Origin of the sequence: Bradyrhizobium sp. 956_D2_N1_4 (genome assembly GCF_052076025.1) — a bacterium.
GTDB classification, from domain to species: Bacteria; Pseudomonadota; Alphaproteobacteria; order Rhizobiales; family Xanthobacteraceae; genus Bradyrhizobium; species Bradyrhizobium barranii.
The window spans coordinates 1,253,807-1,279,251 of sequence record NZ_CP197237.1 but is presented as its reverse complement, the minus strand read 5'-3'; the positions used below and the strand labels follow the sequence as shown (position 1 = coordinate 1,279,251).

General features: G+C 65.1%; 19 protein-coding genes. 10 read left to right on the top strand and 9 right to left on the bottom strand.

Features of this window, described 5'->3' with window-relative positions:
• Positions 1-3: 3 nt before the first annotated feature.
• Both AB7535_RS05925 and AB7535_RS05920 read right to left on the bottom strand, forming a co-directional pair.
• Positions 4-642, bottom strand: a complete 639-nt coding sequence (locus AB7535_RS05925; RefSeq protein WP_085403865.1) for an NrsF family protein — start codon at positions 640-642, stop codon at positions 4-6.
• A gap of 2 nt (positions 643-644) precedes the next feature.
• Entirely contained in the window at positions 645-1,190 is a 546-nt protein-coding gene (locus AB7535_RS05920) for a sigma-70 family RNA polymerase sigma factor (RefSeq protein ID WP_028146986.1), read from the bottom strand.
• A gap of 289 nt (positions 1,191-1,479) precedes the next feature.
• Between AB7535_RS05920 and AB7535_RS05915 the strand changes: the two genes are divergently transcribed.
• From AB7535_RS05915 to AB7535_RS05895, 5 genes are all read left to right on the top strand, one after another.
• A complete protein-coding gene (locus AB7535_RS05915) occupies positions 1,480-2,115 on the top strand; it encodes a hypothetical protein (protein WP_085403866.1) in 636 nt (211 codons plus the stop codon).
• Between the two features lie 162 nt (positions 2,116-2,277).
• Positions 2,278-3,057 carry an enoyl-CoA hydratase gene (locus AB7535_RS05910; protein WP_085403867.1) on the top strand — a complete coding sequence of 260 codons (780 nt, stop codon included), beginning with the start codon at positions 2,278-2,280 and terminating at the stop codon, positions 3,055-3,057.
• A gap of 188 nt (positions 3,058-3,245) precedes the next feature.
• The gene (locus AB7535_RS05905) at positions 3,246-4,676 is read left to right on the top strand and encodes a TolC family outer membrane protein (RefSeq protein ID WP_094184354.1); all 1,431 of its coding nucleotides are present in this window, start codon (positions 3,246-3,248) and stop codon (positions 4,674-4,676) included.
• Positions 4,677-4,701: 25 nt separating this feature from the next.
• On the top strand, positions 4,702-5,259 hold the full coding sequence (locus AB7535_RS05900; RefSeq protein ID WP_085403969.1) for a hypothetical protein: 558 nt from the start codon (positions 4,702-4,704) through the stop codon (positions 5,257-5,259).
• Between the two features lie 51 nt (positions 5,260-5,310).
• Entirely contained in the window at positions 5,311-6,273 is a 963-nt protein-coding gene (locus AB7535_RS05895; RefSeq protein ID WP_085403869.1) for an amidohydrolase family protein, read from the top strand.
• 20 nt (positions 6,274-6,293) lie between these two features.
• Here the strand turns inward: AB7535_RS05895 and AB7535_RS05890 are convergent, their stop codons facing one another.
• From AB7535_RS05890 to AB7535_RS05880, 3 genes are all read right to left on the bottom strand, one after another.
• The gene (locus AB7535_RS05890; protein ID WP_063984613.1) at positions 6,294-9,410 is read right to left on the bottom strand and encodes an efflux RND transporter permease subunit; all 3,117 of its coding nucleotides are present in this window, start codon (positions 9,408-9,410) and stop codon (positions 6,294-6,296) included.
• A gap of 29 nt (positions 9,411-9,439) precedes the next feature.
• Positions 9,440-10,684, bottom strand: a complete 1,245-nt coding sequence (locus AB7535_RS05885; RefSeq protein WP_085403870.1) for an efflux RND transporter periplasmic adaptor subunit — start codon at positions 10,682-10,684, stop codon at positions 9,440-9,442.
• Between the two features lie 145 nt (positions 10,685-10,829).
• A complete protein-coding gene (locus AB7535_RS05880; RefSeq protein WP_439037240.1) occupies positions 10,830-12,242 on the bottom strand; it encodes a CoA transferase in 1,413 nt (470 codons plus the stop codon).
• A 113-nt stretch (positions 12,243-12,355) separates the two neighbouring features.
• Here AB7535_RS05880 and AB7535_RS05875 point away from each other — a divergent pair, with 113 nt between their 5' ends.
• Entirely contained in the window at positions 12,356-12,643 is a 288-nt protein-coding gene (locus AB7535_RS05875; RefSeq protein ID WP_085403970.1) for a hypothetical protein, read from the top strand.
• A 176-nt stretch (positions 12,644-12,819) separates the two neighbouring features.
• Positions 12,820-13,590, top strand: a complete 771-nt coding sequence (locus AB7535_RS05870; RefSeq protein ID WP_085403872.1) for an SDR family NAD(P)-dependent oxidoreductase — start codon at positions 12,820-12,822, stop codon at positions 13,588-13,590.
• 255 nt (positions 13,591-13,845) lie between these two features.
• On the opposite strand, the gene AB7535_RS05865 is transcribed toward AB7535_RS05870, so the two are convergent.
• Genes AB7535_RS05865 through AB7535_RS05855 form a run of 3 tightly spaced genes read right to left on the bottom strand, consistent with a single transcriptional unit; the run spans position 13,846 to position 19,488 of the window.
• Positions 13,846-17,220: an error-prone DNA polymerase gene (locus AB7535_RS05865; protein ID WP_085403873.1), complete on the bottom strand. Its 3,375-nt coding sequence runs from the start codon at positions 17,218-17,220 to the stop codon at positions 13,846-13,848.
• Positions 17,217-18,803, bottom strand: coding sequence for a Y-family DNA polymerase (locus AB7535_RS05860; protein WP_085403874.1), 1,587 nt, complete (start codon positions 18,801-18,803; stop codon positions 17,217-17,219). The genes AB7535_RS05865 and AB7535_RS05860 overlap by 4 nt, the downstream gene beginning before the upstream one ends.
• Positions 18,706-19,488, bottom strand: a complete 783-nt coding sequence (locus AB7535_RS05855; RefSeq protein ID WP_085403875.1) for an ImuA family protein — start codon at positions 19,486-19,488, stop codon at positions 18,706-18,708. Before AB7535_RS05855 ends, AB7535_RS05860 begins: the two co-directional genes overlap by 98 nt.
• Before the next feature lie 163 nt (positions 19,489-19,651).
• On the opposite strand from AB7535_RS05855, the gene AB7535_RS05850 reads away from it, so the two are divergent.
• The 3 genes from AB7535_RS05850 (at position 19,652) to AB7535_RS05840 (ending at position 24,066) form a co-directional block, all read left to right on the top strand.
• Positions 19,652-20,887 carry a putative DNA modification/repair radical SAM protein gene (locus AB7535_RS05850; RefSeq protein ID WP_085403876.1) on the top strand — a complete coding sequence of 412 codons (1,236 nt, stop codon included), beginning with the start codon at positions 19,652-19,654 and terminating at the stop codon, positions 20,885-20,887.
• A complete protein-coding gene (locus tag AB7535_RS05845) occupies positions 20,887-22,329 on the top strand; it encodes a UdgX family uracil-DNA binding protein (protein ID WP_085403877.1) in 1,443 nt (480 codons plus the stop codon). Before AB7535_RS05850 ends, AB7535_RS05845 begins: the two co-directional genes overlap by 1 nt.
• A 108-nt stretch (positions 22,330-22,437) precedes the next feature.
• Entirely contained in the window at positions 22,438-24,066 is a 1,629-nt protein-coding gene (locus AB7535_RS05840; RefSeq protein WP_028146969.1) for an inorganic phosphate transporter, read from the top strand.
• Positions 24,067-24,142: 76 nt separating this feature from the next.
• Here AB7535_RS05840 and AB7535_RS05835 read toward each other — a convergent pair whose 3' ends face one another.
• Positions 24,143-25,315 (bottom strand): M20 aminoacylase family protein, encoded by a 1,173-nt coding sequence (locus tag AB7535_RS05835; RefSeq protein WP_085403878.1) that lies wholly within the window; start codon positions 25,313-25,315, stop codon positions 24,143-24,145.
• Positions 25,316-25,445 lie beyond the last annotated feature (130 nt).

Genomic DNA, 25,445 nt, shown 5'->3' with positions numbered 1-25,445 from the left:
CCGCTAGTAGCGCAAAACTTTCGAACCCGCGTAGGCGCCGATCGCGGTCACGAGTGCCGTCGCGATCGTGTACCAGGTCGCGACGAACAGCGGCGAGTCGTCGGTGCAGTGCGAGGCGTAGAGCGTTGCGGCAAGGCCGGCCGACAGCAGGCCGGCGAGCGCGCCGGCGAGTGCAGGATGCGACGGCGCGCCGTGGCGCAGGCCGAACAGCGCGCCCGCAAGCAGCGGCAGCGACATCGCGGGGATCGCGAGCATGCACACCCGGGAGTTCTTGCCCACCAGCCGCATCGTCATCGGCATCGCCGGGGCCATCATGGTCTCGCCGCCGATCGCAACCGCAAGCAGGCCGACGGGAAGCAGCAGCAGCCAGCCCCAGCCGCGCATCAAGGCTTCGGGCCGCGACAGATGCAGGCTGACGATGATCGCGGGAATCGCAAGCGACAGCGTGACCGCGAACTTCGTGTCGAAGAACGGATTATGCATCGCGGTCATCACGTCGGGCCGCACGCCAAGGAAGCTGGCGAAGATCAGGATCGAGAACGGCGCCGCCACCAGCAGCGCCATCGTCAGCACGGCACCGACGCGCGGCGCGCGATGGGCGTTGTCGGCCGCGAGCGAGCGAATGAGTTGATCGGTATCCATGACTAGTGGTCCCGCAGTTTGGCAGTCAGCGCCGCAAGTCCGCGATGCAGCGCGACCCGCACCGCACCTTCGCTCATCGAAAACTTTGACGCCGTGTCCTTGATCGAAGCGCTGTCGACGGCGATCGACTGCAGCACGTCGCGCTGGCGCTGCGGCAGCGTGTCGAGCTGCGTTGCGACCTCGGCCGCCGAGGCCGTCTCCTGCGGTGCCTCGCCCGGCAGCGTCTCGGCGAAATCGTCGATGTTGACGAAGACCCGCCGGCCCCGCCGCCGGAGCGCATCGATCAGCTTGTTGCGCCCGATCGCAAACAGCCACGGGGCGAAGGGGGCTTCGCTGTCCCAGGTGTGCCGCTTCAGATGCACCGCCAACAAAATCTCCTGCACGATATCCTCGGCCTGGTCGGGAGGCTGCCCGGCCCGCGCCAGACCCCGCCTCGCGGCAGCGCGCAGCACAGGCGTGACCGCCTTCAACAGGCGATGATACGCCGCATCATCGCCTGCCATGGCCGACCGCATCAGGCCGGTCCACTCGTCCTCACGTCCGCGCACGCGCCCTCACCATGCAATTCGGCAGCTCTTTCAGTTTGTTACGCCGGCACCAGAAAGATCACGACTTCGTGATCTGCGCCGTGCCTCGCCACGCGATGCGGCCGTCGAAACCCGCGACGGCTCATAACACCGATCGGTCCCGTCCGCATCCGGCGGCCGGTTGCGAGGCGGCGGTTTGCCCCGCTTTTGCCCGGGATAGCCCGAAGATTCCCATTTTTTGCCCCGCTGTGGTCACGCCCCAGGGGCTCTGTTCGGTCCCGGGACAGGCGGAATTGGGGAGATCGTCAACATGATGAAAGCCAGCGGGCGCGCCGCACTGATTCTTCTTGCCGGCCTTTTCGTGCTGGTCGGAGCCGCTGCACAGGCGGCACCGAGTTCAGCCGCAAGCAGCCAATCGGACAGCGCGGGCAACCAGGCCGACGCAGTCAAGCCGAGCAAGCAGCGGCGCCATGCATCGCGCCACCGCGACAGCGGCAAGACGGCGCAGAAATCCGACGACAAGGCCGACAAGAAGGACGGCGCGGCGAAGGCCGAAAACGACGTGCCGGCCTTGAGCCAGATGCCGCCGGCAGTCGCCAACGCCAACGCGCAGATCGCCGCAGCCGATACGCCGACGGCTGCCGCGGCCTCCGCGTTGACCGGCCGCGCCAACGACAACGTTCAGGCTGCAGCCGATAATACCACCGCGCCGAATGACGAGGCTCAGGTGGTGGCGCCCGATCAGCTCAACGACATCGACCGCGCCCTCCAACAGGACCCGCCGGCACAGAAGGCGGTGATCGCCGCAACCGACGCGCGGCCGGCGCCGGTGATGGCGAGCAGCCACAGCTCGGCCTGGGACCAGAGCTCGCTGATCGGCAAGATCTTCATCGGCGTCGGCACGCTGCTGACGCTGGCGTCTGCCGCACGCATGTTCTTCGCTTGATGCTTGGCCTGGTTTTTGGCCTGATTTTGGGGTGAGGGACCTCGTCCGGAACGCGCGTCTCGCCGCGCGTTCCGGACGGCCTCGTTCCGACAGCTTTTCGGCCCTTGAAGCCCACCGCGCCAGCGGGCACATTGCCCGCCCAATCAAACGCGTGGGTGGAGCATGAGCACGTTCGAACACATCATCGTCGAGAGCAAAGGCGCGGTCGGCATCATCAAGCTGAACCGGCCGAAGATGCTCAATGCGCTCTCCTTCGGCGTCTTCCGCGAGATCGCCGCGGCCGTCGACGATCTCGAGGCCGATGACGCCATCGGCTGCATCGTCGTGACCGGCAGCGAGAAGGCCTTTGCCGCCGGCGCCGACATCAAGGAGATGCAGCCGAAAGGCTTCATCGACATGTTCTCCGAGGATTTCGCCGCGATCGGCGGCGATCGCGTCGCGCGCTGCCGCAAGCCGACCATCGCCGCGGTTGCGGGCTATGCGCTCGGCGGCGGCTGCGAGCTCGCCATGATGTGCGACTTCATCATCGCCGCCGACACCGCCAGGTTCGGGCAGCCCGAAATCACGCTCGGCACCATTCCCGGCATCGGCGGCACCCAGCGCCTGACCCGCGCGATCGGCAAGTCGAAGGCGATGGACCTCTGCCTCACCGGCCGCATGATGGATGCGGCGGAAGCAGAGCGCTCAGGCCTCGTCAGCCGCATCGTGCCCGCCGACAAGCTCATGGACGAGGTCATGGAAGCCGCCGAAAAGATCGCATCGATGTCGCGGCCCGCCGTCGCCATGGCCAAGGAAGCGGTCAACCGCGCCTTCGAGACCACGCTCGCCGAAGGCATGAGCGTCGAGCGCAACCTGTTTCACGCGACCTTCGCGCTGGAGGACCGCTCCGAGGGCATGGCGGCGTTCATCGAGAAGCGCAAGCCTGTCAACAAGAACCGGTAATGCCCGCGAGCGGTCAGGCTGGTGTAAGGCTTCGCCGCTCTGGTGCAGAAACCCTGTGACGCACCTGCAACAAGCACGGAATAGATGGGGGTTTTCCCCGCGGCAGTTTGCCTGCGGGACCCCGGCTGGTTAAACAGTTAAGAGGCCACCGTCGGCGGGGGCGGACAGCCGGGGTTTAGCAGGATTACATGATTGGGCGTGCCGCCAGAGTTGGTCGCGTGATGACGCGGCATCGATCGGGCGTGGGTCCTGTGCTTGCGACATGGACCACGCTGGCGCTCTGTTGCGCCCTGCCCTCCGCCGCATGGGCGGAAGCCCTGCCGGAGGCGCTCGCCAAGGCCTACCAGACCAACCCGCAGCTCAATGCCGAGCGCGCGCGGCAACGCGCCACGGATGAAAACGTGCCGCAGGCCCTCGCCGGCTACCGGCCGCAGATCGTGGCAAGCCTCAGCGCCGGCCTGCAATCGGTGCGCAATCTGCTGCCCGACAACACGATCCAGACCGCCAATCTGAAGCCGTGGATCATCGGCGTCACCGTGACGCAGACCCTGTTCAACGGGTTCCGCACCGCCAACAGCGTCCGCGCTGCGGAACTTCAGGTGCAGTCCGGCCGCGAGGCGCTGCGCAATGTCGGCCAAGGCGTGCTGCTCGACGCGGTCACCGCCTACACCAACGTGCTGGCCAACCAGTCACTGGTCGAGGCGCAACGCTCCAACGTCGCGTTCCTGCGCGAGACGCTCGCCGTCACCCAACGCCGCCTCAACGCCGGCGACGTCACGCCGACCGACAGCGCCCAGGCCGAGGCGCGGCTCAGCCGGGGGCTCGCCGACCTCAACGCCGCGGAAGTCGCGCTGGCGGTGAGCCAGGCGGTCTACGCGCAGGTGATCGGCAATGCGCCATCGCAGCTTCGGCCCGCCGAAGTCGTCGACCGCTATCTGCCGAAGAGCCGCGAGGATGCGCTGACGACGGCGATCCGCCAGCATCCAGCGGTGATGGCGGCGGGCTTCGACGTCGATGTCGCCTCGACCAACATCCGCGTCGCCGAGGGCGCGCTGCTGCCGAGCGCCAGTCTCCAGGGCAGTGCCAGCAAGAGCCGCAGCAACGACCCGACGCTGAGCACCATCGCCGAAGACCAGGCCTCGATCGTCGCCAACGTCACCGCGCCGATCTACGACGGCGGCCAGGCCGCCGCACAGACCCGACAGGCCAAGGAGATCACGGCGCAGAGCCGGCTCGTGCTCGACCAGGTCCGCAACCAGGCGCGCACGGCGGCGACCAGCGCCTGGGTCGCCAATGAGGGCGCCAAGATCACGGTCTCCGCTTCCGAATCAGAGGTGAAGGCGGCGACCGTCGCGCTCCAGGGCGTGCAGCGCGAGGCCGCCGGCGGGCAGCGCACGACGGTGGACGTGCTGAACTCGCAGGCCGATTTGATCCAGGCCAAGGCCCGCCTGATCGGCGCACTGCGCGACCGCGTCATCGCCTCCTACACGCTGCTCAGCGCCGTCGGCCATCTCGACGTCAAGACGCTCAGCCTCAACACGCCGGACTATCTGCCCGAGGTGCATTACCAGCAGGTCCGCGACGCCTGGCACGGCCTGCGCACGCCGTCGGGGCAGTAGTTTCAAATCGTCTGGCCTGATGCCGATGAAGAGCCGCCGCATCCATCTGATGGGAGCTTCGGGCTCCGGCGTGACGACGCTCGGTCGCGCGCTCGCCGGCCGGCTTGCGCTGCCGCATCACGACAGCGACGATTATTTCTGGCTGCCGACCGTGCCGCCCCACCAGACGACGCGCCCTGCCGCGGAGCGCCTGCGCCTGATGCGCGAGATGTTTCTGCCGCGTCTCGACTGGGTGCTGAGCGGAACCGTCACCGGCTGGGGCGACGAACTCGTCCCGTTCTTCGATCTTGTCGTCTTTGTGACGACACCGCGCGAGCTTCGCTTGCAGCGCCTGCGTGGCCGCGAGGCTACGCATTTCGGAGCTGATGCCGTCGCACAGGGCGGCTGGCGTCACGAGGAGACGGAGTCGTTCGTCGAATGGGCCTCGCGCTACGAAGCCGGCGATCGCGAGGGCCGCAGTCTCACAAAAGATGAAGCCTGGCTCGCGGGCCTGCCCTGCCCGGTCGTGCGCATCGACGGCTCACGCCGGCTTGCGGATCTTGTCGAGCAGCTATGCAGTGAAGCGGAGCGGCTACCCGGCTGATGTGATATTGTTCCGGTCCCACCTCAAAAATAACGAAGCAGGGAGAGAACCATGCTCAACCGACGCAGCGTCCTGCTTGCCTCCCTTGCCGCCGGAGTAGCCATGACCAACAAAGCTCACGCCCGTGCGGCGCAGCCCGCGACGCCGGTCGATTTCGACGTTCCGGCCCTTGCCTGCGATTGCCACACGCACATCCATGGTGACGTCGAAAAGTTTCCGTTCTTCGCGGGGCGCGTCTATACGCCGGAACCGGCAAGCCCCGAGGAAATGGCGGCGCTGCACAAGGCGCTGCATATCGAGCGCGTCGTGATCGTGACGCCGAGCGTCTATGGCACCGACAATTCCTCCACCTTGTTCGGCATGAAGGCGCGCGGCGCGACCGCACGCGGAGTGGCCGTGATCGACGACAAGACCACGGAAGCCCAGCTCGACGCGATGCAGGCGGACGGTTTTCGCGGCAGTCGCATCAATCTCGCCACCGGCGGCGTCAGCGATCCGAATGTCGGCCGCGCGCGCTTCACCGCCGCCGTCGAGCGCATGAAGGCACGCGGCTGGCACGTGCAGCTCTACACCACGCTGCCGATGATCTCGGCGATCAAGGAGCTCGTGCTGGCTTCGCCTGTGCCGGCTGTGTTCGACCATTTCGGCGGCCTCGAGGCGTCGCTCGGACTGGAGCAGCCGGGATTCTCCGACCTGATCGCGCTCGTCAAATCCGGTAAGGCCTATGTGAAGATCTCGGGAGCCTATCGCTCGTCGAACCTCGCGCCCGACTATCAGGACATGGTGCCCTATGCCCGGGCGCTGATCGCGGCGAACCCGGACCGCATCGTCTGGGGCACCGACTGGCCGCATCCGGATTCCAGCCCCGTCGAGGGACGCAAGCCCACCGACATCGCGCCCTTCTATCAGATCGAAGACGGCCGGCTCCTCAACCAGCTTCCGGTGTGGGCGCCGGATGCGGAGGTGCGCAAGAAGATCCTGGTCGACAATCCCGCGCGTCTCTACGGATTCTGAGGCGCGGCGACGGCGCGCGATCAGCGCGCGCGGCGGGAGAAGAAGGAGATCAGGACCGGCAAGGTCACGAGGATCACGACCGGCGCGAGCATCATGCCGGTGACGACGACGACGGCGAGCGGCTTCTGCACTTGCGAGCCGATGCCTTCCGACAGCGCCGCCGGCAGCAGGCCGACGCCGGCAACGACGCAGGTCATCAGCACCGGCCGGAGCTGCAACTCGCCGGTGCGTATCACCGCGCTCACGCGGTCCATGCCTTCTTCGATGAGCTGGTTGAACTGCGACAGGATGATGATGCCGTCCATGACCGCAATGCCGAACAGCGCGATGAATCCGATCGCGGCGGAGACGCTGAAGGCGGTGCCGGTGATCAAGAGACCGAGCACGCCGCCGAAGATCGCCATCGGAATCACGCTCATGGCGAGCAGCGTGTCGGTCATCGAGCCGAAATTGAACCAGAGCAGCACGCCGATCAGCGCCAGCGAGATCGGCACCACGATCGACAGCCGGCGGATGGCGTCCTGGAGATTGCCGAACTCGCCGACCCAGTCCATGTGCGCGCCGGGCGGCAGCTGCACCTGCTCGGCGACCTTCTGTTGCGCCTCGCGGATCGCGCTGCCGAGGTCGCGCTCGCGCACCGAGAACTTGATCGGCAGATAGCGTTCCTGCTGCTCGCGATAGATGTAGGCGGCACCGGAGACGAGGCTGATGGTGGCGACCTCGCTCAGGGGAATCTGCGTGACGGTGCCGTTGGGGCCAGGCGCGCCGATGCGCAAATTCTGGATCGCCTCGGCGCTCCTGCGATATTCCGGCGCGAGGCGGACGATGATCGGGAAGTGACGATCGGAGCCCGGCTCGTAGAGATCGCCCGCGGTATCGCCGCCGATCGCGACCTTGATGGTGGCGTTGATGTCGCCCGGCGCGAGCCCATAGCGCGCGGCCTTGGCACGGTCGATGTCAATCTGAATGGTCGGCTGCCCGAGCGAGGTGAACACCGCGAGGTCGGTGACGCCTTGCACGGTCGCCAGCACCGACTTGATCTTGTTGGCGGTGTCGGTGAGCGCCTGGAGATCGCTGCCGAACAGCTTGATGGAGTTCTCGCCTTTCACGCCCGAGACGGCTTCGGAGACGTTGTCCTGGAGATATTGCGAGAAGTTGAATTCGACGCCTGGGAAGCGATCGTCGAGCTGCTTCAATAGCTGCGCGGTCAACTCTTCCTTGTCGTGCGTCCCCGGCCATTGGCTCGCGGGCTTGAGGGGGGCGAAGAACTCGGCGTTGAAGAAGCCGGCCGCGTCGGTGCCGTCATCGGGGCGGCCATGCTGCGACACCACGGATTCCACCTCGGGCCGGGCACGGATCAGCTTGCGCATCTCGTTGACGTAGGTGTTGCCTTCCTGGAGCGAGATGGTCGGCGGCAGCGTGGCGCGGATCCAGAGATTGCCCTCTTCCAGCTTGGGCAGGAATTCGAGGCCGAGCAGGCGGCTGAGCGCCACCGTCATCAGCACGAGACCGACCGCGCCGCCGAGCATGATGCCGCGGTTGGCGACGGCCCAATTCAGCACCGGCATGTAGATCCGGTGCAGGATCCGCATGACCCTCGTCTCGGTCTCCTCGAGATGCGCAGGCAGAATGATCGCGGACAGCGCCGGGGTAACCGTGAAGGTCGCGAGCAGCCCGCCGGCGAGCGCATAGGCATAGGTGCGCGCCATCGGCCCGAAGATGTTGCCCTCGACGCCGGACAGCGTGAACAACGGCAGGAACGCCGCGATGATGATGGCGGCGGCAAAGAAGATCGAGCGCGACACGTCGGCGGCGGCGCTGAGGATGGCGTGGCTCTTCATGCCGAACAGCGTCTCGGGCGACATCTGCTCGGATTCCGACACCGGCGTGGTCTGCGTCAGGCGGCGGAAGATCGCTTCCACCATGATGACGGTGGCGTCGACGATGAGGCCGAAATCGATCGCGCCGACCGACAGCAGATTCGCGGATTCCCCGCGTAGCACCAGGATGATCACGGCGAAGAACAGCGCGAACGGAATGGTGGCGCCGACGATCAGCGCGCTGCGGAGATCGCCGAGGAACATCCACTGCAACAGTACGATGAGCAGGATGCCGACCACCATGTTGTGCAACACGGTGTGGGTGGTGAGTTCGATCAGGTCCCCGCGATCGTAGATGCGCTCGATGCGCACGCCGGGCGGCAGGATGCTGGAGTTGTTGATGGTTTGAACGAGCTGGTGGACGCGCTTGATGGTTGGCGAGCTTTGCTCACCGCGGCGCATCAGGACGATGCCCTGCACGATGTCGTCGGAATCGTCGATGCCGGCAATGCCGAGACGGGGTTTTTGGCCGACAGTGACGGTGGCGACGTCCTTGACCAACACCGGATTGCCGTTGGTCTGCGAGACCATGGTGTTGGCGAGGTCGTCGATCGAACGGATCAGGCCGACGCCGCGTACCACGGCCGATTGCTGGCCGATATTGACGGTGTTGCCGCCGACATTGACGTTGGAATTGCTGACCGCCTGGAGCAATTGCGGCAGCGTCAGGCCGTTGGCGACGAGCTTGTTGAAGTCGACCTGGAGCTCGTAGGTCTTGCTCTTGCCGCCCCAGCCGGTGACGTCGATGACCCCGGGTACGGCGCGGAAGCGGCGCTGGAGGATCCAGTCCTGGATGGTCTTGAGGTCGAGCACGCTGTAGTTCGGCGGGCCGACGAGGCGGTAACGGAAGATTTCGCCGATCGGGCTGAGCGGCGAGATCTGCGGCTGCACATTGCCCGGCAGCGGCGCGAGCTGCGCCAGCCGGTTCAAGACCTGCTGCTGCGCCTCGTCATAGGTGTAGGCGAAGGAGAACTGCAGTTTGATGTCGGAGAGGCCGTAGAGCGAGATGGTGCGGATCGTCGTGAGGTTCTTCAGACCCGCGACCTGGGTCTCGATTGGAATCGTGATGTAGCGCTCGATCTCTTCCGCCGACAGGCCCGGGCTCTGCGTCACGATGTCGACCATCGGCGGCGTCGGATCGGGATAGGCCTCGATGTTGAGCTGGTTGAACGCGATCAGGCCGCCGATCAGCACGGCGAAGAACATCCCGACCATCAGGAAGCGCCGGTTGACGGCAAGGGCGACGAGACGATCCATTCAGGTCTTCAATTTTCTTGGGTCGTCGATCAGCTACCGGACGCCGCGCGGTCGATGAACAGGCTGCCCTTGGTGACGACCTGCTCGCCTGGCTTCAGATTGCTGGTGATCTCGACGAAATTGCCATTGATGAGGCCGGTCTTGATCTGGCGAAGCTCGACCGACTTGTCCTCGCGCGCGACCCAGATGCGGACCTTGTCGGCCTCATAGATCAGCGCCTGCTTCGGCACCGCCGGCGCGGCACGGTCGCCGGCCGAATAGATCGTGACGTTGGCGAACATTTCCGGCTTGAGCAGGCCGTCCTTGTTGTCGATGGTCGCGCGAACCAGCAGGCGGCGGGTGGTGGGATCGATGGCGGCGGCGACGTAGTTGATCTTGGCGGTCAGGGGGTGGCCCGGCAGCGCCATCACGTTGACGCTGATGTCCTGCCCGATGCACACCGCGGCCGCATCGCTCTCGCGCACGAAGGCGGTGAGCCAGACCGTCGAGAGGTCGCCGATCACGAACACCGGATCGCTAGCGCCGGAATTGACGTATTGGCCCGGGCCGATCTTTCGCTGCACGACGGTGCCGGAGATCGGCGAGTAGATCGTGATCTCCCGATCGATGACGCCCTTGTCCTGGAATGCCTTGATGGTCTCGTCGGTGAAGCCGAGGATGCGCAGCTTGTTGCGCGCGGCTTCCAGCGCCGTCCCCGAGGAGCGCACGTCGTTCTGCGCCTGGACCTGGGTCGTTTCGGCCTGCTGATAGTCCTTCAGCGGAATGGCGCGGCCCTCATAGAGGTCCTTGGCGCGCCTGAACTGGATGTCGGCAAGATCGATCGCAGACTTCGCCTTGTTCTGCGAGGTCATCGCCGCGATGAAATCGTTCTGGGCCTGCACGGTGTCGGCGGCCTCGATCGTGAACAGCGGTTGACCTTGCTTCAGCATCTCGCCCGGCTTGGCGAGCAGCTTGGTCACCCGGCCCGCATAGGGCGAGAACACCGGCGTCGAGCGATCCTCGTCGACCGCGACCTTGCCCTCGGTGACATATTCGGCCCGGAAGGTCTTGGCCTTGACCGGCTCGATCGTCAGCGTCGCCCACTCGGACGGCGTCGGCGTGAAATTCTGCGCATTCCTGCGCGACTGGCTGGAGACCTCGGAGTGGCTCTTTTCCTTGGCCCCCGCACGCAGGAAGCCATAGGCACCGGCGCAGGCGAGTGCCAGTAAAACTACGGATGTGATCACCCGTTGTTTTGTAAACACCTGCAATCGCTTGGTATTTTCAACTACCATGGGGCCCGGTCAAGTCTGCGACGATCTCGGCAGACGCCTGCCTTATCGGTCGCGCTAATAGTGCTGAATTGGGATTTCAAACAACCTAAAAAACGCCAGCCACCTTTCCGTTTGCGTTAAAATATTGCATCGCGTCAGCTTCACGTCAGTTTCGCGCCGGCCATTGTGGCGGATGACTGCCGAGCGGCATCGCCGGGCGGCTCCATCGCGCCGGCGTGGTCGACAGCAGCGCGGAATGGCGCACCGCCTTCAACGTGCCGAAGCCAGATGGCATGGACTCGATGAATGCAGCATGTACGGCCTCGCCCGTAAGATCCGGGGTGTCCAGGCCGCCATCGAGCCGGCCGAGATTCCACAGCCAGCGTCCGGTCTGCGCCAGCGACACGCGCACGTGCCAGCTCCCGCCCTCGCGGGCCTGGCGTGCCTTGGCCATCATCGCGCCGAACGCCATCAGATAGCCGGTGGCATGGTCGAGCATCTGCGCCGGCAATTCCTTCGGACCGTCGATGCCCGCGGCCTGCCCCTCGGCGTGGTTGAAGCCCGTCGTGGTCTGCACCAGTGAATCAAAACCGCGCCGCTCCGCCCAGGGGCCGGCATGGCCATAGGCCGACAGCGTGACATAGACGATGCCGGGATTGATGTTCGCTGCATCCTCCGGCGCGAACCCGAGGGCTGCAAGCGCGCGCGGACGATAGCCTTGCGAGAAGATGTCGGCGCCCTTCAACAGCTCGCGCAACTGCGCCCTGCCCGCCTCGCTCTTCAACTCGACCAACGTGGTGAGCTTGCCGCGGCCGGTGTCGATGGTGAGCCAGGGAATGGCCGGCAGCTCCGGCCCCGAGACGAGCAGCACATCCGCGCCGTGCGCGGCGAGCGTGCGGCCGGCAACGGGGCCCGCGATGACGCGCGAGAGATCGAGCACGCGCAGGCCGGAAAGCGGACGATCGCCGTTCGACAATCCCTGCGGCCATGGCTTGGGTGGGGCCTCGCCGATCTTCTCGATCGAGACCAACGGCAGTTCGGCGAGCGCGCGCGCCTGCGGCAGCGCGGACCATTCGTCGTAGGAACGCATCAGGGCGACGACGCCGCCCGCGGCATAGGCCGCAGTTTCAAAATCCTCGCCCTTCCATTGCATCAACGCGGCCTGAACCTTGTCGCGCTCGGGCTCGCAGCCGAGCACGTTGCAGACGGCGTCGCGATGATGCGGGAAATTGGTGTGGCAGCGGACGAAGCGGTTGTCGCCGGTCTTGTAGACACCGGCGATGGCGTCCCAGGCTGGCGGCGGCGGCTTATCGTCGAGGCGCAAATAGCGCTCCGAACGGCATTCGGCGACGGCGTGGCGCATGTCGACGGAGACGTCCTGCGTCTCACCGCTGCGCAGTCTCCGGATTTCGGCGGCGGCAAGACCGGCGGCTGCGATCGTCGTCTGTCCGGCGACGGCGACGCGAAACGAGGACGGAATTTGCGGCTCCTCGCCGGTCAGCCGCACGCGCTCGAGCGCGGCCTTGTCGCCGCCGATGGAGGTCCAGAGATCCCTAAGAATATCGGCGGAGCTTTGCATGACCGCTTCTCTCCCTTTCAGATTTGAGCATGATCTTTTCGTAAATCCGCTGCGCATTTTCCGGATCATGCTGTAGTTTTCGCGACCATGTCATGATCGCAGAAAGGAATGCAATGGCCGCCGTAGATCCCCTCACCGCAGGCGCCGTGTTCATCGCAACGGCGGCCACCGACGCAGTCTATGTCATGTTCACCTCGGCCGTGATCGCGCGCAAGCGCGTGCCGGCGGCGAACTGGAGCGCGGTCTGGTACCTGCTCTCCTCCTACGCCGTGATCAGCTACACCGAAAACCCGTTCTATGTCGCTTTCGCGGCGATCGGCTCGTGGGCCGGCGCCTACGTCTCGCTGACCTTCCTGCACCGCCCGCCCGGCGGCCCGCCGGTGGGGGCGGCACCGGAGTGAGAGGACCGCCTCTCCGCGTCGTCATTGCGAGGAGCCCTTGCGACGAAGCAATCCAGACTGTCTCTGCGGATGCATTCCTGGATTGCTTCGCTACGCTCGCAAGGACGAATTGGAGAGTTCAGCATGTCTCCTGAAACGGCTACACTCTTTGCACCAACAAAAAGGAAAACCAAACAATGGATCTCGGTCTCAAAGCAAAAAACGCCATCGTCCTCGGCGGCACGCGCGGCATCGGGCGGGCGATTGCGGCGACACTGGCCGGCGAAGGCGCCAACGTCGCGGTGTGCGCGCGCAACGCCGATCAGGTTGCGGCGACCGTCACTGAACTCAAGGCAAGCGGAATCCGTGCCAGCGGCGGACCGGTCGACGTCACCGACGGCGCGGCGCTGAAATCCTGGATCGAGACTGCTGCAAAGGAGCTCGGCGGCGTCGACCTGCTGTTCGCCAATGCCGGCGCGATGGCGCAGGGCCACGATGCGGCGTCCTGGGAACAGAACTTCCGGCTCGACGTGCTCGGCGCCGTGCATGCGTTCGACGCCGCGCGGCCGTTCCTCGAGGCCAGCGGCGAGAAAAGCGGCGATGCCGCCTTCGTCATCATCTCCTCGATCTCGGCGGCGCAGGCCGATCTCGCCAGCTCCTACGGCCCGATCAAGGCGGCGCTGATCCACATGGCCAAGGGATTGGCGCGGCAATACGCAAAGAAGAAGATCCGCGTCAACGTGGTGTCGCCCGGCACGGTCTATTTCAAGGGCGGCGTCTGGAACATGATCGAGCAGAACATGCCGGAGCGCTACAACGACGCGATGAAGCGCAACCCGACGGGCCGCATGGCAACGCCGCAGGAGATCGCAAGCGCGGCGGTGTTTCTGGCAAGCCCGGTGTCGGGGTTCACCACGGGCTCCAATCTCGTCGTGGACGGCGCGATCTCGAACCGGGTGAATTTTTAGAGCGGGCACTCTGTCATCGCCCGACTTGATCGGGCGATCCAGTATTCCAGAGACAGCGCGGCTAGAACCGAGAAGCCGCAGCGTACTGGATACCCCGCTTTCGCCGGGTATGACACCGAGAGTATGACACGGCCCGGCTCAACAAGCTCGTCATTGCGAGCGCAGCGAAGCAATCCAGAGTCTTTCCACGGGCGGCAGTCTGGATTGCTTCGCTGCGCTCGCAATGACGGTGTGGCAGCATTCTGCGTCACATCTTCAATGGAAATCCCGCGATGGCGGCAGGATGCGGACGTTGCGGGGGTGGCGGATTTTTTGCGCCGGCATATCCGCGTGGGCCCGGGGATCGTCGTTGAGGGGCTCGATCAGGTCGGCGCCTGCCGGCACCGGATGCTTGCGGCTCAGCGCGTCGTTGGCGAGGCCGACCAGATCGTGCGAGCGGTCGACCATGCGCTGGGCGATGAGATGCGTCACCTTTTCGGGGCTGCTCTGGATATAGCCCTCGACCAGGATGAGGCGTGCGCCCATCACTTCCTTGCGGTACTGCTCCATGATCTTGGGCCACACCACGACATTGGCGATGCCGGTCTCGTCCTCCAGCGTCATGAACACGACGCCGCTGGCGCTGCCCGGCCGCTGCCGCACCAGCACCACGCCGGCGCAGCGGACGCGGCGCCGCTCGTTCTCATGGCTGATGTCCCTGCAGGCCACGACACGCTCGCGCGAAAACATCTCGCGCAAAAACTCCATCGGATGGCCCTTCAGCGATAACCGGATAGTCTGGTAGTCCGCGACCACCTGCTCGGCCAGCGGCATCTCCGGCAACGGTTTTGCATGCTCGTCCGGCTGCTCGCGCGCGGTCGCGGCCTCGAACAGCGGCAGCGGCACGTCGTCGGGCAGCCGCCGCACCTGCCACAGCGCCTCGCGGCGGTCGAGGCCGAGCGAGCGGAAGGCGTCGGCATCCGCGAGCAGGATCAGCGCACGCTTGGGCAGGCCGGTGTCGCGGGCGAAGTCTTCGAGCGAGGTGAACCGCTGGCGGTCGCGAGCCTTGATAATGCGGTCGGCCCAGTCTTCCTGAGTGACATAGACCTTGCCCTGCCGCTCAGCCTGCTGCCTCTTAAGCTCCTCCTCATCCGGATCGAGCCAGTGGAAGCCGTCGATCTGGCGAAAACCCAGACGCACGGCGCAATATCCGTCGTCCATATTCTCCAGCGTATTCTGCGCAAAACTGCAGGACACGTCGATGTCGCGCACCTCGACGCCATTCTTGCGGGCGTCGCCGACGATCTGCGCGGGCGCGTAAAAGCCCATGGGCTGCGAGTTCAACAGGCCGCAACAGAACACATCGGGGTGATGATATTTCAGCCATGACGAGATGTAGACGAGCTGAGCAAAGCTCGCGGCATGGCTCTCTGGAAAACCGTAGGAGCCAAAGCCCTTGATCTGGTCAAAGCAGCTTCTGGCGAAGTTGGGATCGTAGCCGCGCGCGACCATGTTGCCGATCAGCTTCTCCTCGTACTGGCCGATGGTGCCGACATTGCGGAAGGTCGCCATCGAGCGGCGCAGGCCGTTAGCCTCCTCGGAGGTGAATTTTGCCGCCTCGATCGCGATGCGCATGGCTTGCTCCTGGAACAAGGGCACGCCTTTCGTCTTGTGCAGCACCTTGTAGAGTTCGTCCGCGGGACCGTGTTCGGGTGATGGCGAGGGATAACTCACCTTTTCCTGGCCGTTCCGCCGTCGCAGATACGGATGCACCATGTCGCCCTGGATCGGTCCGGGCCGCACGATCGCGACTTCGATGACAAGGTCGTAGAAGGTCCGCGGCTTCAACCGCGGCAACATGTTCATCTGGGCGCGGCTCTCGACCTGGAACACGCCGAGGGATTCCCCAGCACACAGCATGTCGTAAACCTTGGGATCGTCCTGAGGGACACTCGCCAGAACCCAGCGCTTGCCCTTGTGGTGGTCGATCAAATCAAAACATTTCCGGATGCAGGTCAGCATGCCCAGCGCGAGCACGTCGACCTTCATCATGTTGAGCGCGTCGACGTCGTCCTTGTCCCACTCGATGAAGGTGCGTTCGTCCATCGCGGCGTTGCCGATCGGCACATAGGTGTCGAGCCGGTCCTGGGTGAGCACATAGCCGCCGACATGCTGGGAGAGATGACGCGGGAATTCGATCAGCTCGGTCGCAAGCTCGACCGCGAGGTTGATCATGGGATTGCTGGGATCGAGCCCGGCCTGCCTGACCTGCATGTCGTTGAGGCCCTTGCCCCAGCTTCCCCAGACGGTGTCGGCGAGCGCGGCGGTGACGTCCTCGGTCAGGCCCAGCGCCTTGCCGACGTCGCGAATGGCGCTGCGTGGACGGTAATGGATCACGGTGGCGATGATCGCGGCGCGGTGGCGGCCGTAGCGGCGATAGACATATTGCATCACCTCCTCGCGCCGCGAATGCTCGAAATCGACGTCGATGTCAGGCGGCTCCAGCCGCTCCTTGGAGATGAAGCGCTCGAACAGGAGATCGACGCTGGTCGGATTGACCGAGGTGATGCCGAGCACGTAGCAGACCGCTGAGTTCGCCGCCGATCCCCGCCCCTGGCACAGGATGTTCTGGCTGCGCGCATAATGTACGATGTCGTGCACGGTGAGGAAGTAGTGCGCGTATTTCAGCTCGGCGATCAGCGCGAGCTCTTTCTTCAGGGTCGTGCGCAGCTTGTCATCGATCTTGCCGCCGAAATATTTGTCGACGCCGGCCCAGGTCAGATCCTCCAGATGCTCTTGCGCGGTCTTGCCCCGCGGCACCGGTTCGTCCGGATACTGGTATTTGAGCTGGTCGAGCGTGAAATCGATCTTGCCCGCAAAGCGCATGGTCTCCGCGATCGCCTCGGGAAAATCGCGGAACAGCCGCGACATTTCGCGTGGCGTCTTCAGGAAGCGCTCGGCGTTGGCTTCGAGCTTCCTTCCGACCGCCTCGATCGTGGTTTTTTCCCGGATGCAGGTGAGCACGTCCTGGAGCGGACGGCGGCCGGGATCGTGATAGAGCACCTCGTTGGTCGCGAGCAGCGGCACGTTTGCTTTGGCGGCGAGATCATCGAGCCGCGCCAGGCGGCGGCGGTCGTCGCCGCGATAGACCAGGCTCGCCGCCAGCCACACGCCCTCGGCGCGGCTGTCCTTAAGCTTGGCGAGAACATCCAGCGCCTGCGCGGGCTCGAAGCGATGCGGCAGCGTCAGGATCAGGAGCTGGCCCTCGGAAAACTCAAGAAGGTCGGCAAAAGAGAGATGGCATTCGCCCTTCTCGATCCGCGTGATGTCGTCGCCGCGCTTGCCTCTGGTGAGGAGCTGGCACAGCCGGCCATAGGCGGCGCGGTCGCGCGGATAGACAAAAATGTCGGGCGTGCCGTCGATGAAGACGATGCGCGCGCCGATCAGCAATTTCGGCTTGTGCAGCACCTTGTCATTGTCGAGCTCCTTGTAGGCGCGCACCACGCCGGCGAGCGTGTTGTGGTCGGCAATGCCGATCACGGGAATGCCGAGGATGCTCGCCTGATGCACATAGGCGCGCGGATCCGAGCCGCCGCGCAGGAAGGAGAAGTTGGTGGTGATGCCGATCTCGGCATAAGCGGGCGTGGTCATGCGAAGAGACCGTGCACATACCAGTTGGGGGGAATGGGTTTGCCTTCGTCGTCGAACACCTCTCCTTCGTAAAGACCGTCGCGAAAGATCCAGAAGCGCAGGCCTTCGGCATCCTCGATGCGGAAATAATCCCGCGTCAATTGCTTGCCGTCCTGCCGCCACCATTCCATCGCGATGCGCTCGGGCCCTTCCACCCGCACCACCGCATGCAGCGCACGCCGCCAGGTGAACTGATGCGGCGGGCCGTCCGGCACGGTCGCGAACGGCACCTTGATCGGCTCCGGTCTGTCGAACAGCCGCAGGGGGCGCAGCGGCGGCTCGCTCTCGGCGCGCGCCGGCCATTCGGCCTGCATGGCCACGGCGAGATGGTGCTGGGCAGGCGCGGCCAGCACCGCACATTCGGGGATATGGGTATCCTCAGGCAAATGCACGACGACGCGCTTTCCGCCGATGCGCGCGGCGATGCGGTCGATCAGCGCGGCGAGCTCGTCATTGTCATGGACATGGGCGTCGAGATCGCGCTGCTCCTGCACCACGATCTCGGTGCGGCTCGCCGACAGCCGCACCATGTCGAAACCAAAGCCGGGATCCAGCGGATCGGCGAGCGCATCGAGACGTTCGCGAAACAGCCGGTCGATGACTTTGCTTTGCGTCACCGGCCGCCCGGTCTCGACCATGATCGCGCGCACCACGCCGTCGGTACGAAAGAAGGCGGCTTCCAGGCGCCGCGCGCCCTTGCCCTGCTTCTCCATGGACGCGATCAGCGTGTCGGCGAGCCGCGACAGCGTCAGCGCGATCATGGTGTCGGTGGCGATCGGTTCGGCAAAGCGCTTCTCCACGATATAATCCGGCAGCGGTTTGCGCGGATTGATCGGGGCATCGCCATGCCCCTGCGCATGCGCGAGCAGCGTGGAGAACCGCGCGCCGAACCGCGCCGTGATCTCATGCGGCTCGCGCGAGGCGACATCGCCGATGGTTTTCAGGCCGGCGCGGCGCAGACCAGTGGTGATGGCCTCGCCCGCACCAAGCGCGGATACCGGCAGCCGGCTGATCGCCGCCGCCTCCCCGCCATCGGCGACGATGGTGCCGGAGGCCTGCCGCGTCAGCGTGCGCGCACAGACCGAGGTGCCGGCGATCGCCGCGCTGACGGCAAAACCCTGACGGGCGAGCGCGCGGACGAAGGTCTGCAACAACGCAGCCTCGCCGCCGAACAGATGCGCGCAGCCGGTGATGTCCAGAAACAGCCCGTACGGCGGATCGAGCGCCACCAGCGGCGTGAAGCGGTCGCACCAGTCGGCGACGTCGCTGAGCGTCTTCGCATCGGCCACGACATCGGCGTCGAACACTTTCAAGTCCGGACACATCGCCCGTGCATTGGCCAGGGGCTGGCCGATGTGCAAGCCGAGGCGCTCGGCGGCTTCGTCCAGCGCATGGATCACCAGCGCATTGTTGTCCTTGATGACAACGATGCTCGGATCATTGGTCTTACCCAGCGCGCCGAAGAACCGCTGAATCCGATCGATGGGCAGGCGCGGCAGCCACAGGCTGAGGATACGTCGACGGTTCAGAGAACTGGCACTCATCACATTTCCATTCCATGATCCACCGGCCGCACGGGCCATGACGATTGCGCAAGAGTTCGGCATCGAAGCGCGGCGCGCCCCAGGAGCTCCATGCCGGGCCCGGCGGCGAATGCGCCGCGCGCAACATCCACCGCGTCTCCGCGGTCGAGGGCAGCGGCTGCGCGGCCATCCGCAACATCAGGCCGGTGACACCGGAGCCTTGCGCGGCCAGTGTCAGCTTGCGGCTCGCCACGAGATCGAACTGCCGCGTCTCACCCCAGAGCTCGAGCACAACGGCGCCAAGCGCGTCGCAGGCGAGCGCATCGGCCGAGGTCCGCAACGCGCTCTCGACATCGGCGGCGCGCACCATCACCACGCGGCGCGGATCGAGACCGATCTCGGCAAGCCCGCTCATCGACAGCGCGCCGGTCTCGAGTTCCGAAAAATCCTGCCGCACCCACAGCAGCGGCCGGCGCCGCGAGACACGCCCCGCAAGCCCCATGACAAAACCCGTCGCGGCGGTTCCCTGCCGGCCCTCGCAAAACACCTCGTGGATCACCGCGCGCGCGAGCCCGCCCTTCAGCGCGCTGTCGACCTCGTCGTGGCCGAGCGCGACGCGATCGTGCTGATGCACGACCTCCGCCGTCTCGATGCGCTCGATCTGGCCGCGCAAGGTCGCAAGCGCGTTCATCCGTGCGCCGCTCATATACGCCGCTCCTTCAGAGGTGATTGCCGAGGTTCTCAAAAATAAGAACCTACGGCTGGCTCATTTGTTCATGATATGTTCTAATATAAAGCTAACAGCGGCCGGGGAGTCAATCGAATTGGTGCTCATCCGGATTCGTAAGCTGAATCAAAGGGATTCCACGATGGACGTACAACGCAAGCTGGAGATTCTGGCTGATGCCGCCAAATACGACGCGTCGTGCGCCTCCAGCGGCACCGAGAAGCGGGATTCCAGCGATGGCAAGGGCATGGGCTCGACCGCGCCGGGCATGGGCATCTGCCATTCCTACGCGCCGGACGGACGCTGCATCTCGCTGCTCAAAGTGCTCCTGACCAACGCCTGCAATTACGACTGCCTTTATTGCGTCAACCGCGCCTCCTCCAACGTGCCGCGTGCCCGCTTCACCATCGACGAAGTGGTCAAGCTCACGCTCGACTTCTACCGGCGCAATTACATCGAGGGCCTGTTTCTCTCCTCCGGCATCATCCGCAGCCCCGACTACACCATGGAGCAGGTGGTCAGCGTCGCGCGCAAACTGCGCGAGGAGCATCACTTCCGCGGCTACATCCATCTCAAGACCATTCCCGAGGCCGACGACGCGCTGATCGCGGAAGCCGGCAAATATGCAGATCGCCTCTCCATCAACATCGAGATGCCTGAGGAGACGAGCCTGCAGCAATACGCACCGGAAAAGGATGTGCGCGCGATCCGCCGCACCATGGGCCGGCTGCGGCTGAAGCTCGACGAGGCCGAGGAAAACCGCAGCACAAAGACGAAGGCCAGGCCGCAGCGCTTCGCGCCCGCCGGACAGAGCACACAGATGATCGTCGGCGCCGACGCGGCCTCTGATCACACCATCCTGCACACCAGCTCCAATCTCTATGGCTCCTACCGGCTGCGGCGCGTCTATTACTCCGCCTTCAGCCCGATCCCCGATGCCAGCCGCGCTTTGCCTCTGGTACAGCCGCCGCTGCTGCGCGAGCACCGGCTTTACCAGGCCGACTGGCTGATGCGGTTCTACGGTTTCGACGTTGCGGAGATCGTTGACGACAGCGCGATGCTGCCGCTCGACATCGATCCGAAGCTCGCCTGGGCGCTGCGCCATCGCGACCGCTTCCCGCTCGACGTCAACCGCGCCAGCCGCGAGGAGCTGTTGCGCGTGCCGGGCTTCGGCACCAAGGCGGTCGAACGCATCATCGCGACGCGGCGCACCACCACGATCCGCCTCTCCGATCTCGCGCGGCTGCATGTGCCCCGCAACAAGGCGCTGCCATTCATCGTCCTCAGCGATCACCGGCCCGCGCCGCATCGCCTCGACGAGGCGCGGCTGATCGAACGGTTCAAGCCGAAGGCAACACAATTGGGGTTTGGCTTCTGATGCAGTACATCACCCTCGACACCGAAACCGATTTCGACGGCTGGCGCAAAGCCGCGCGTAGCCTCGTGCTGCATCATGTGCAGCCAACCGATGTCACCTGGACCGTACAAGGCGGCGAAGCCGAGCTGTTTGCACCGCCCTCCCCGTCTCCGATATTTGAGGTGAACGACAGCACCTTTAACGTCTCGGCAAAATTCGTCGATCTCGCCAAGGCCGCGATCCTGCATCGCGACGGCGAGCGCTTTGCGATCCTCTATCGCCTGCTCTGGCGATTGAAGGACAATCACGATCTCATCGAGGTCGCGACCAATCCTGATGTCGCGCAAGTCACCGCCATGGCAAGAGCAGTCCATCGCGACGAGCACAAGATGCATGCCTTCGTGCGCTTCCGCGAGATCGGCCGCGAGCGCGCGGCGCATTACGTCGCCTGGTTCGAGCCGGAGCATTACATCGTCGAGCTTGCCGCGCCGTTCTTTGCCAAGCGCTTCGCCGACATGCCATGGTCGATCCTGACACCCGATCTGTGTGCGCATTGGGATGGCCACGCGCTCTCGTTCACGTCGGGCGTGAGCAAGAGCGAAGCACCCGGCGAAGACCGGCTCGAGGAAACCTGGCGGCGCTACTACGCCAGCATCTTCAACCCGGCGCGGCTGAAGGTGAAGGCGATGCAGACGGAGATGCCGAAGAAATACTGGAGGAACCTGCCCGAGGCGTCGATCATTAAGCCCTTGATCGAGGACGCCGAGCGCATGACCGGCGCCATGATCGCCAATGCCGCAACCGATCCGCACAAGCCCCAGAAGCGGCCGGAGGCTCCGATGCCACGCAAGCTGGCTGCCGACGATCTCGAAGCGCTCCGCGAGGAGGCCGCGCACTGCCGCGCCTGCCCGCTCTACAAGGACGCGACGCAGACCGTGTTCGGCGAGGGCCCGAAAGACGCGACCATCATGCTGGTCGGCGAGCAGCCCGGCGACAAGGAAGACCTCGCCGGCCACCCCTTCATCGGCCCGGCCGGCCAGATGCTCGACCGTGCGCTTCAGGAAGCCGGCGTCGACCGCAACAAGGTCTACGTCACCAACGCGGTCAAGCACTTCAAATTCGTGCCGCGCGGAAAGATCCGTCTGCACCAGAAGCCGGCGACGCCGGAGATCCGGGCGTGCCGGCAATGGTACGAGCGGGAAGTTTCGGCAATCCAGCCCGAGCTCATCGTGGCAATGGGCGCCACCGCCGCGCAGAGCGTGTTCGGCAAGATCACCCCGATCGGCAAGACCCGTGGCCGGCTCATAGATATGCCCGAGGGACGCAAGGCACTGGTGACGGTGCACCCGTCCTATCTGTTGCGGCTGCCTGATCCGGAAGCCAAAGTGCTGGAATATCAGCGCTTTGTCGAAGACCTGAAGATTGCCGCCAGTTTGCAGAAGAAAGCCCCACGCGCCGCCTAAATACTGGCGAATACTGGTGGGAAAGCGACTTTAGGACGCAGTTGTCATCCAGCCTTCAAATCCATCGCGGACAATAGCCCCTTCAAATTAGTTAAGGGGCGTCCAAAAATGACAGACGTTGCATTCGACCGTGCGGTAGGCGATCCGACGCCCGTCCAGCCGGCTTCCAGGCCAAATCTCGACAAGGGTTTTAACCCGCTCACGATGATCCTGTTCTTCGGCATCCTTGCCGCAGGCCTGCTGTTCGTTGCCTACAGCATCTATGTCGACGTCAACGCGACCGGCACGAAGGTGACGACCTTCCTGCCCTACATCCTCTTGTTCGTCGCGCTGCTGATCGCGCTCGGCTTCGAATTCGTCAACGGCTTCCACGACACCGCCAACGCGGTGGCGACCGTGATCTACACCCATTCGCTGCCGGCTGAATTCGCGGTGATGTGGTCGGGCTTCTTCAACTTCCTCGGCGTGCTGCTGTCCTCCGGCGCGGTCGCGTTCGGCATCGTCTCGCTGCTGCCGGTCGAGCTGATCCTCCAGGTCGGCTCCAGCGCCGGCTTCGCCATGGTGTTCGCACTCTTGATCGCCGCGATCATCTGGAACCTCGGTACCTGGTATTTCGGCCTGCCCGCCTCCTCCTCGCACACGCTGATCGGCTCGATCATCGGCGTCGGCATCGCCAATGCCGTCATGCGCGGCCGCGACGGCACCTCGGGCGTCGACTGGAGCAAGGCCACCGAGATCGGCTACGCGCTGCTGCTGTCGCCGCTGTTCGGTTTCATCTGCGCCGCCGTGCTGCTGCTGCTGCTCAAGTTCATCGTGCGCAACCCTGCGCTCTATGCCGCGCCCGAAGGCAACAAGGCGCCGCCGCTCTGGATCCGCGGCCTGCTGATCGCAACCTGCACCGGCGTCAGCTTCGCCCACGGCTCGAACGACGGCCAGAAGGGCATGGGCCTGATCATGCTGATCCTGATCGGCACCGTGCCGACCGCTTACGCGCTCAACCGCGCGCTGCCGGAGAGCCAGGTCGCCCAGTTCCAGAAGGTCTCGGAGGCCGCCTCCAAGGTGATCGCGGCCAAGGGCGCCGGTCACTCGATCATCGGCGATCCTCGTCCTGCGGTGACGCAGTACATCACCTCGCACCACATCAGCGAAGGCACCTACCCCTCGCTGTCGGTGCTGGTGAAGGATGTCGGCGACCAGGTCGCGAAGTACGGCTCGCTCAACAAGGTACCGGCGGAAGTGGTCGGCAACACCCGTAACGACATGTACCTGACCTCGGAAGCGATCCGCTTCCTGATGAAGGACAAGGAAAACGACCTCAACAAGGAAGAGGTCGCGACCTTGAACGCCTACAAGGGCGGCCTCGATAGCGCCACGAAGTTCATCCCGACCTGGGTGAAGGTCGCCGTCGCCATCGCGCTCGGCCTCGGCACCATGGTCGGCTGGAAGCGCATCGTCGTCACCGTCGGTGAGAAGATCGGCAAGACCCATCTCACCTACGCACAGGGCGCCTCCGCCGAGCTGGTCGCCGCCGCCACGATCGGCGCCGCCGACGTGTTCGGCCTGCCGGTCTCGACCACCCACGTGCTGTCGTCGGGTGTCGCCGGCACCATGGCCGCGAACGGCTCGGGCCTGCAGATGGCGACCATCCGCAACCTGCTGATGGCCTGGGTGCTGACGCTGCCCTGCGCGATCGCGCTGTCGGCCACGCTGTATGTGATCTTCTCGCGGATCTTCTGAAGCCGATCACGCGCCTCAAAGACAAAGGGCCCGTGCGATGCACGGGCCCTTTTCGTTTGTGGTTCGGGGGGCGGCGTTAAGACGCCGCGAGCGATTCCTCGACCAGCTTGACCCAATAGGACGTGCCGAACACGATCGCCTCGTCGTTGAAATTGTAGGCTGGGTGATGCAGGCCGGCGCTGTCGCCGTTGCCGCAGAAGATGAACGCGCCGGGCCGCGCTTCCAGCATGTAGGCGAAATCCTCGCCGCCCATCAGCGGCGGCATCTCGTGCACATTGGCCTCGCCGGCAACGTTCCTGGCGATGCGCCGCGCCACCTCGGTCTCCGCAGCGTGGTTGTTCACGACAGGGTAGTTGCGCTTGTAGTGCAGGTCGATCTTGGCGCCGGTGATCTGCGCCACGCCCGCCACCACCTCGTGCACGCGCTTCTCGACCAGCTTGCGCACCTCCGGCGACAACGTGCGGATGGTGCCCCTCAGCGTTGCGGTCTGCGGAATGACGTTGCGGGCGTTGCCGGCGTGAAATTCGCAGATCGAGATCACGGCCGATTCCAGGGGATCGACGCTGCGGGCGACGATTGACTGCAGCGCGGTGATCACCTGCGCGCCGACCAGCACGGAATCGACGCATTTGTGCGGACGCGCGGCGTGGCCGCCGAGGCCCTCGATCATGATGTCGACCTCGTCGGTCGCCGCCATGATCGGGCCCGGCCGGATTGCGAACGAGCCGATCGGAATGCCCGGGCCGTTGTGCATGCCGTAGACCTGCTCGATGCCGAAACGCTCCATCAGGCCGTCCTTGACCATGGCCGCGCCGCCGGCGCCGCCTTCCTCGGCAGGCTGGAAGATTACGACAGCATCGCCGGCGAAGTTGCGGGTCTCGGCAAGGTAGCGGGCCGCACCGAGCAGCATCGCGGTGTGGCCGTCATGGCCACAGGCGTGCATCTTGCCCGGAGTCTTGGAGGCGTAAGGCAGGTTGGTCTGCTCGTCGACGGGCAGCGCGTCCATGTCGGCACGCATGCCGATCACCTTGAGCCCATCGCCGGCCGGCTTGCTGCCCTTGATCACGCCGACCACGCCGGTCTGCCCGAGGCCGGTCACGACCTCGTCGCAGCCGAACTCGCGCAGCCGGTCCGCAACGAATGCTGCGGTGCGGTGAACGTCGTACAGCAGCTCCGGATGCTGGTGGATGTCCCGGCGCCATGCCTGAATATCGGGTTGGAGGTCGGCGACTCGGTTCACGATGGGCATGGAGGGTCTCAAGCCTTGTTGGGAATACAGGACTGTCTACCATGCAAGCACCAGTCCACCTAACTCCCGTGGATCGAGGGTCCCCTGTGCTCTCGTCATGGCCGGGCCTGTCACCAGCTTGTCTTGGCCA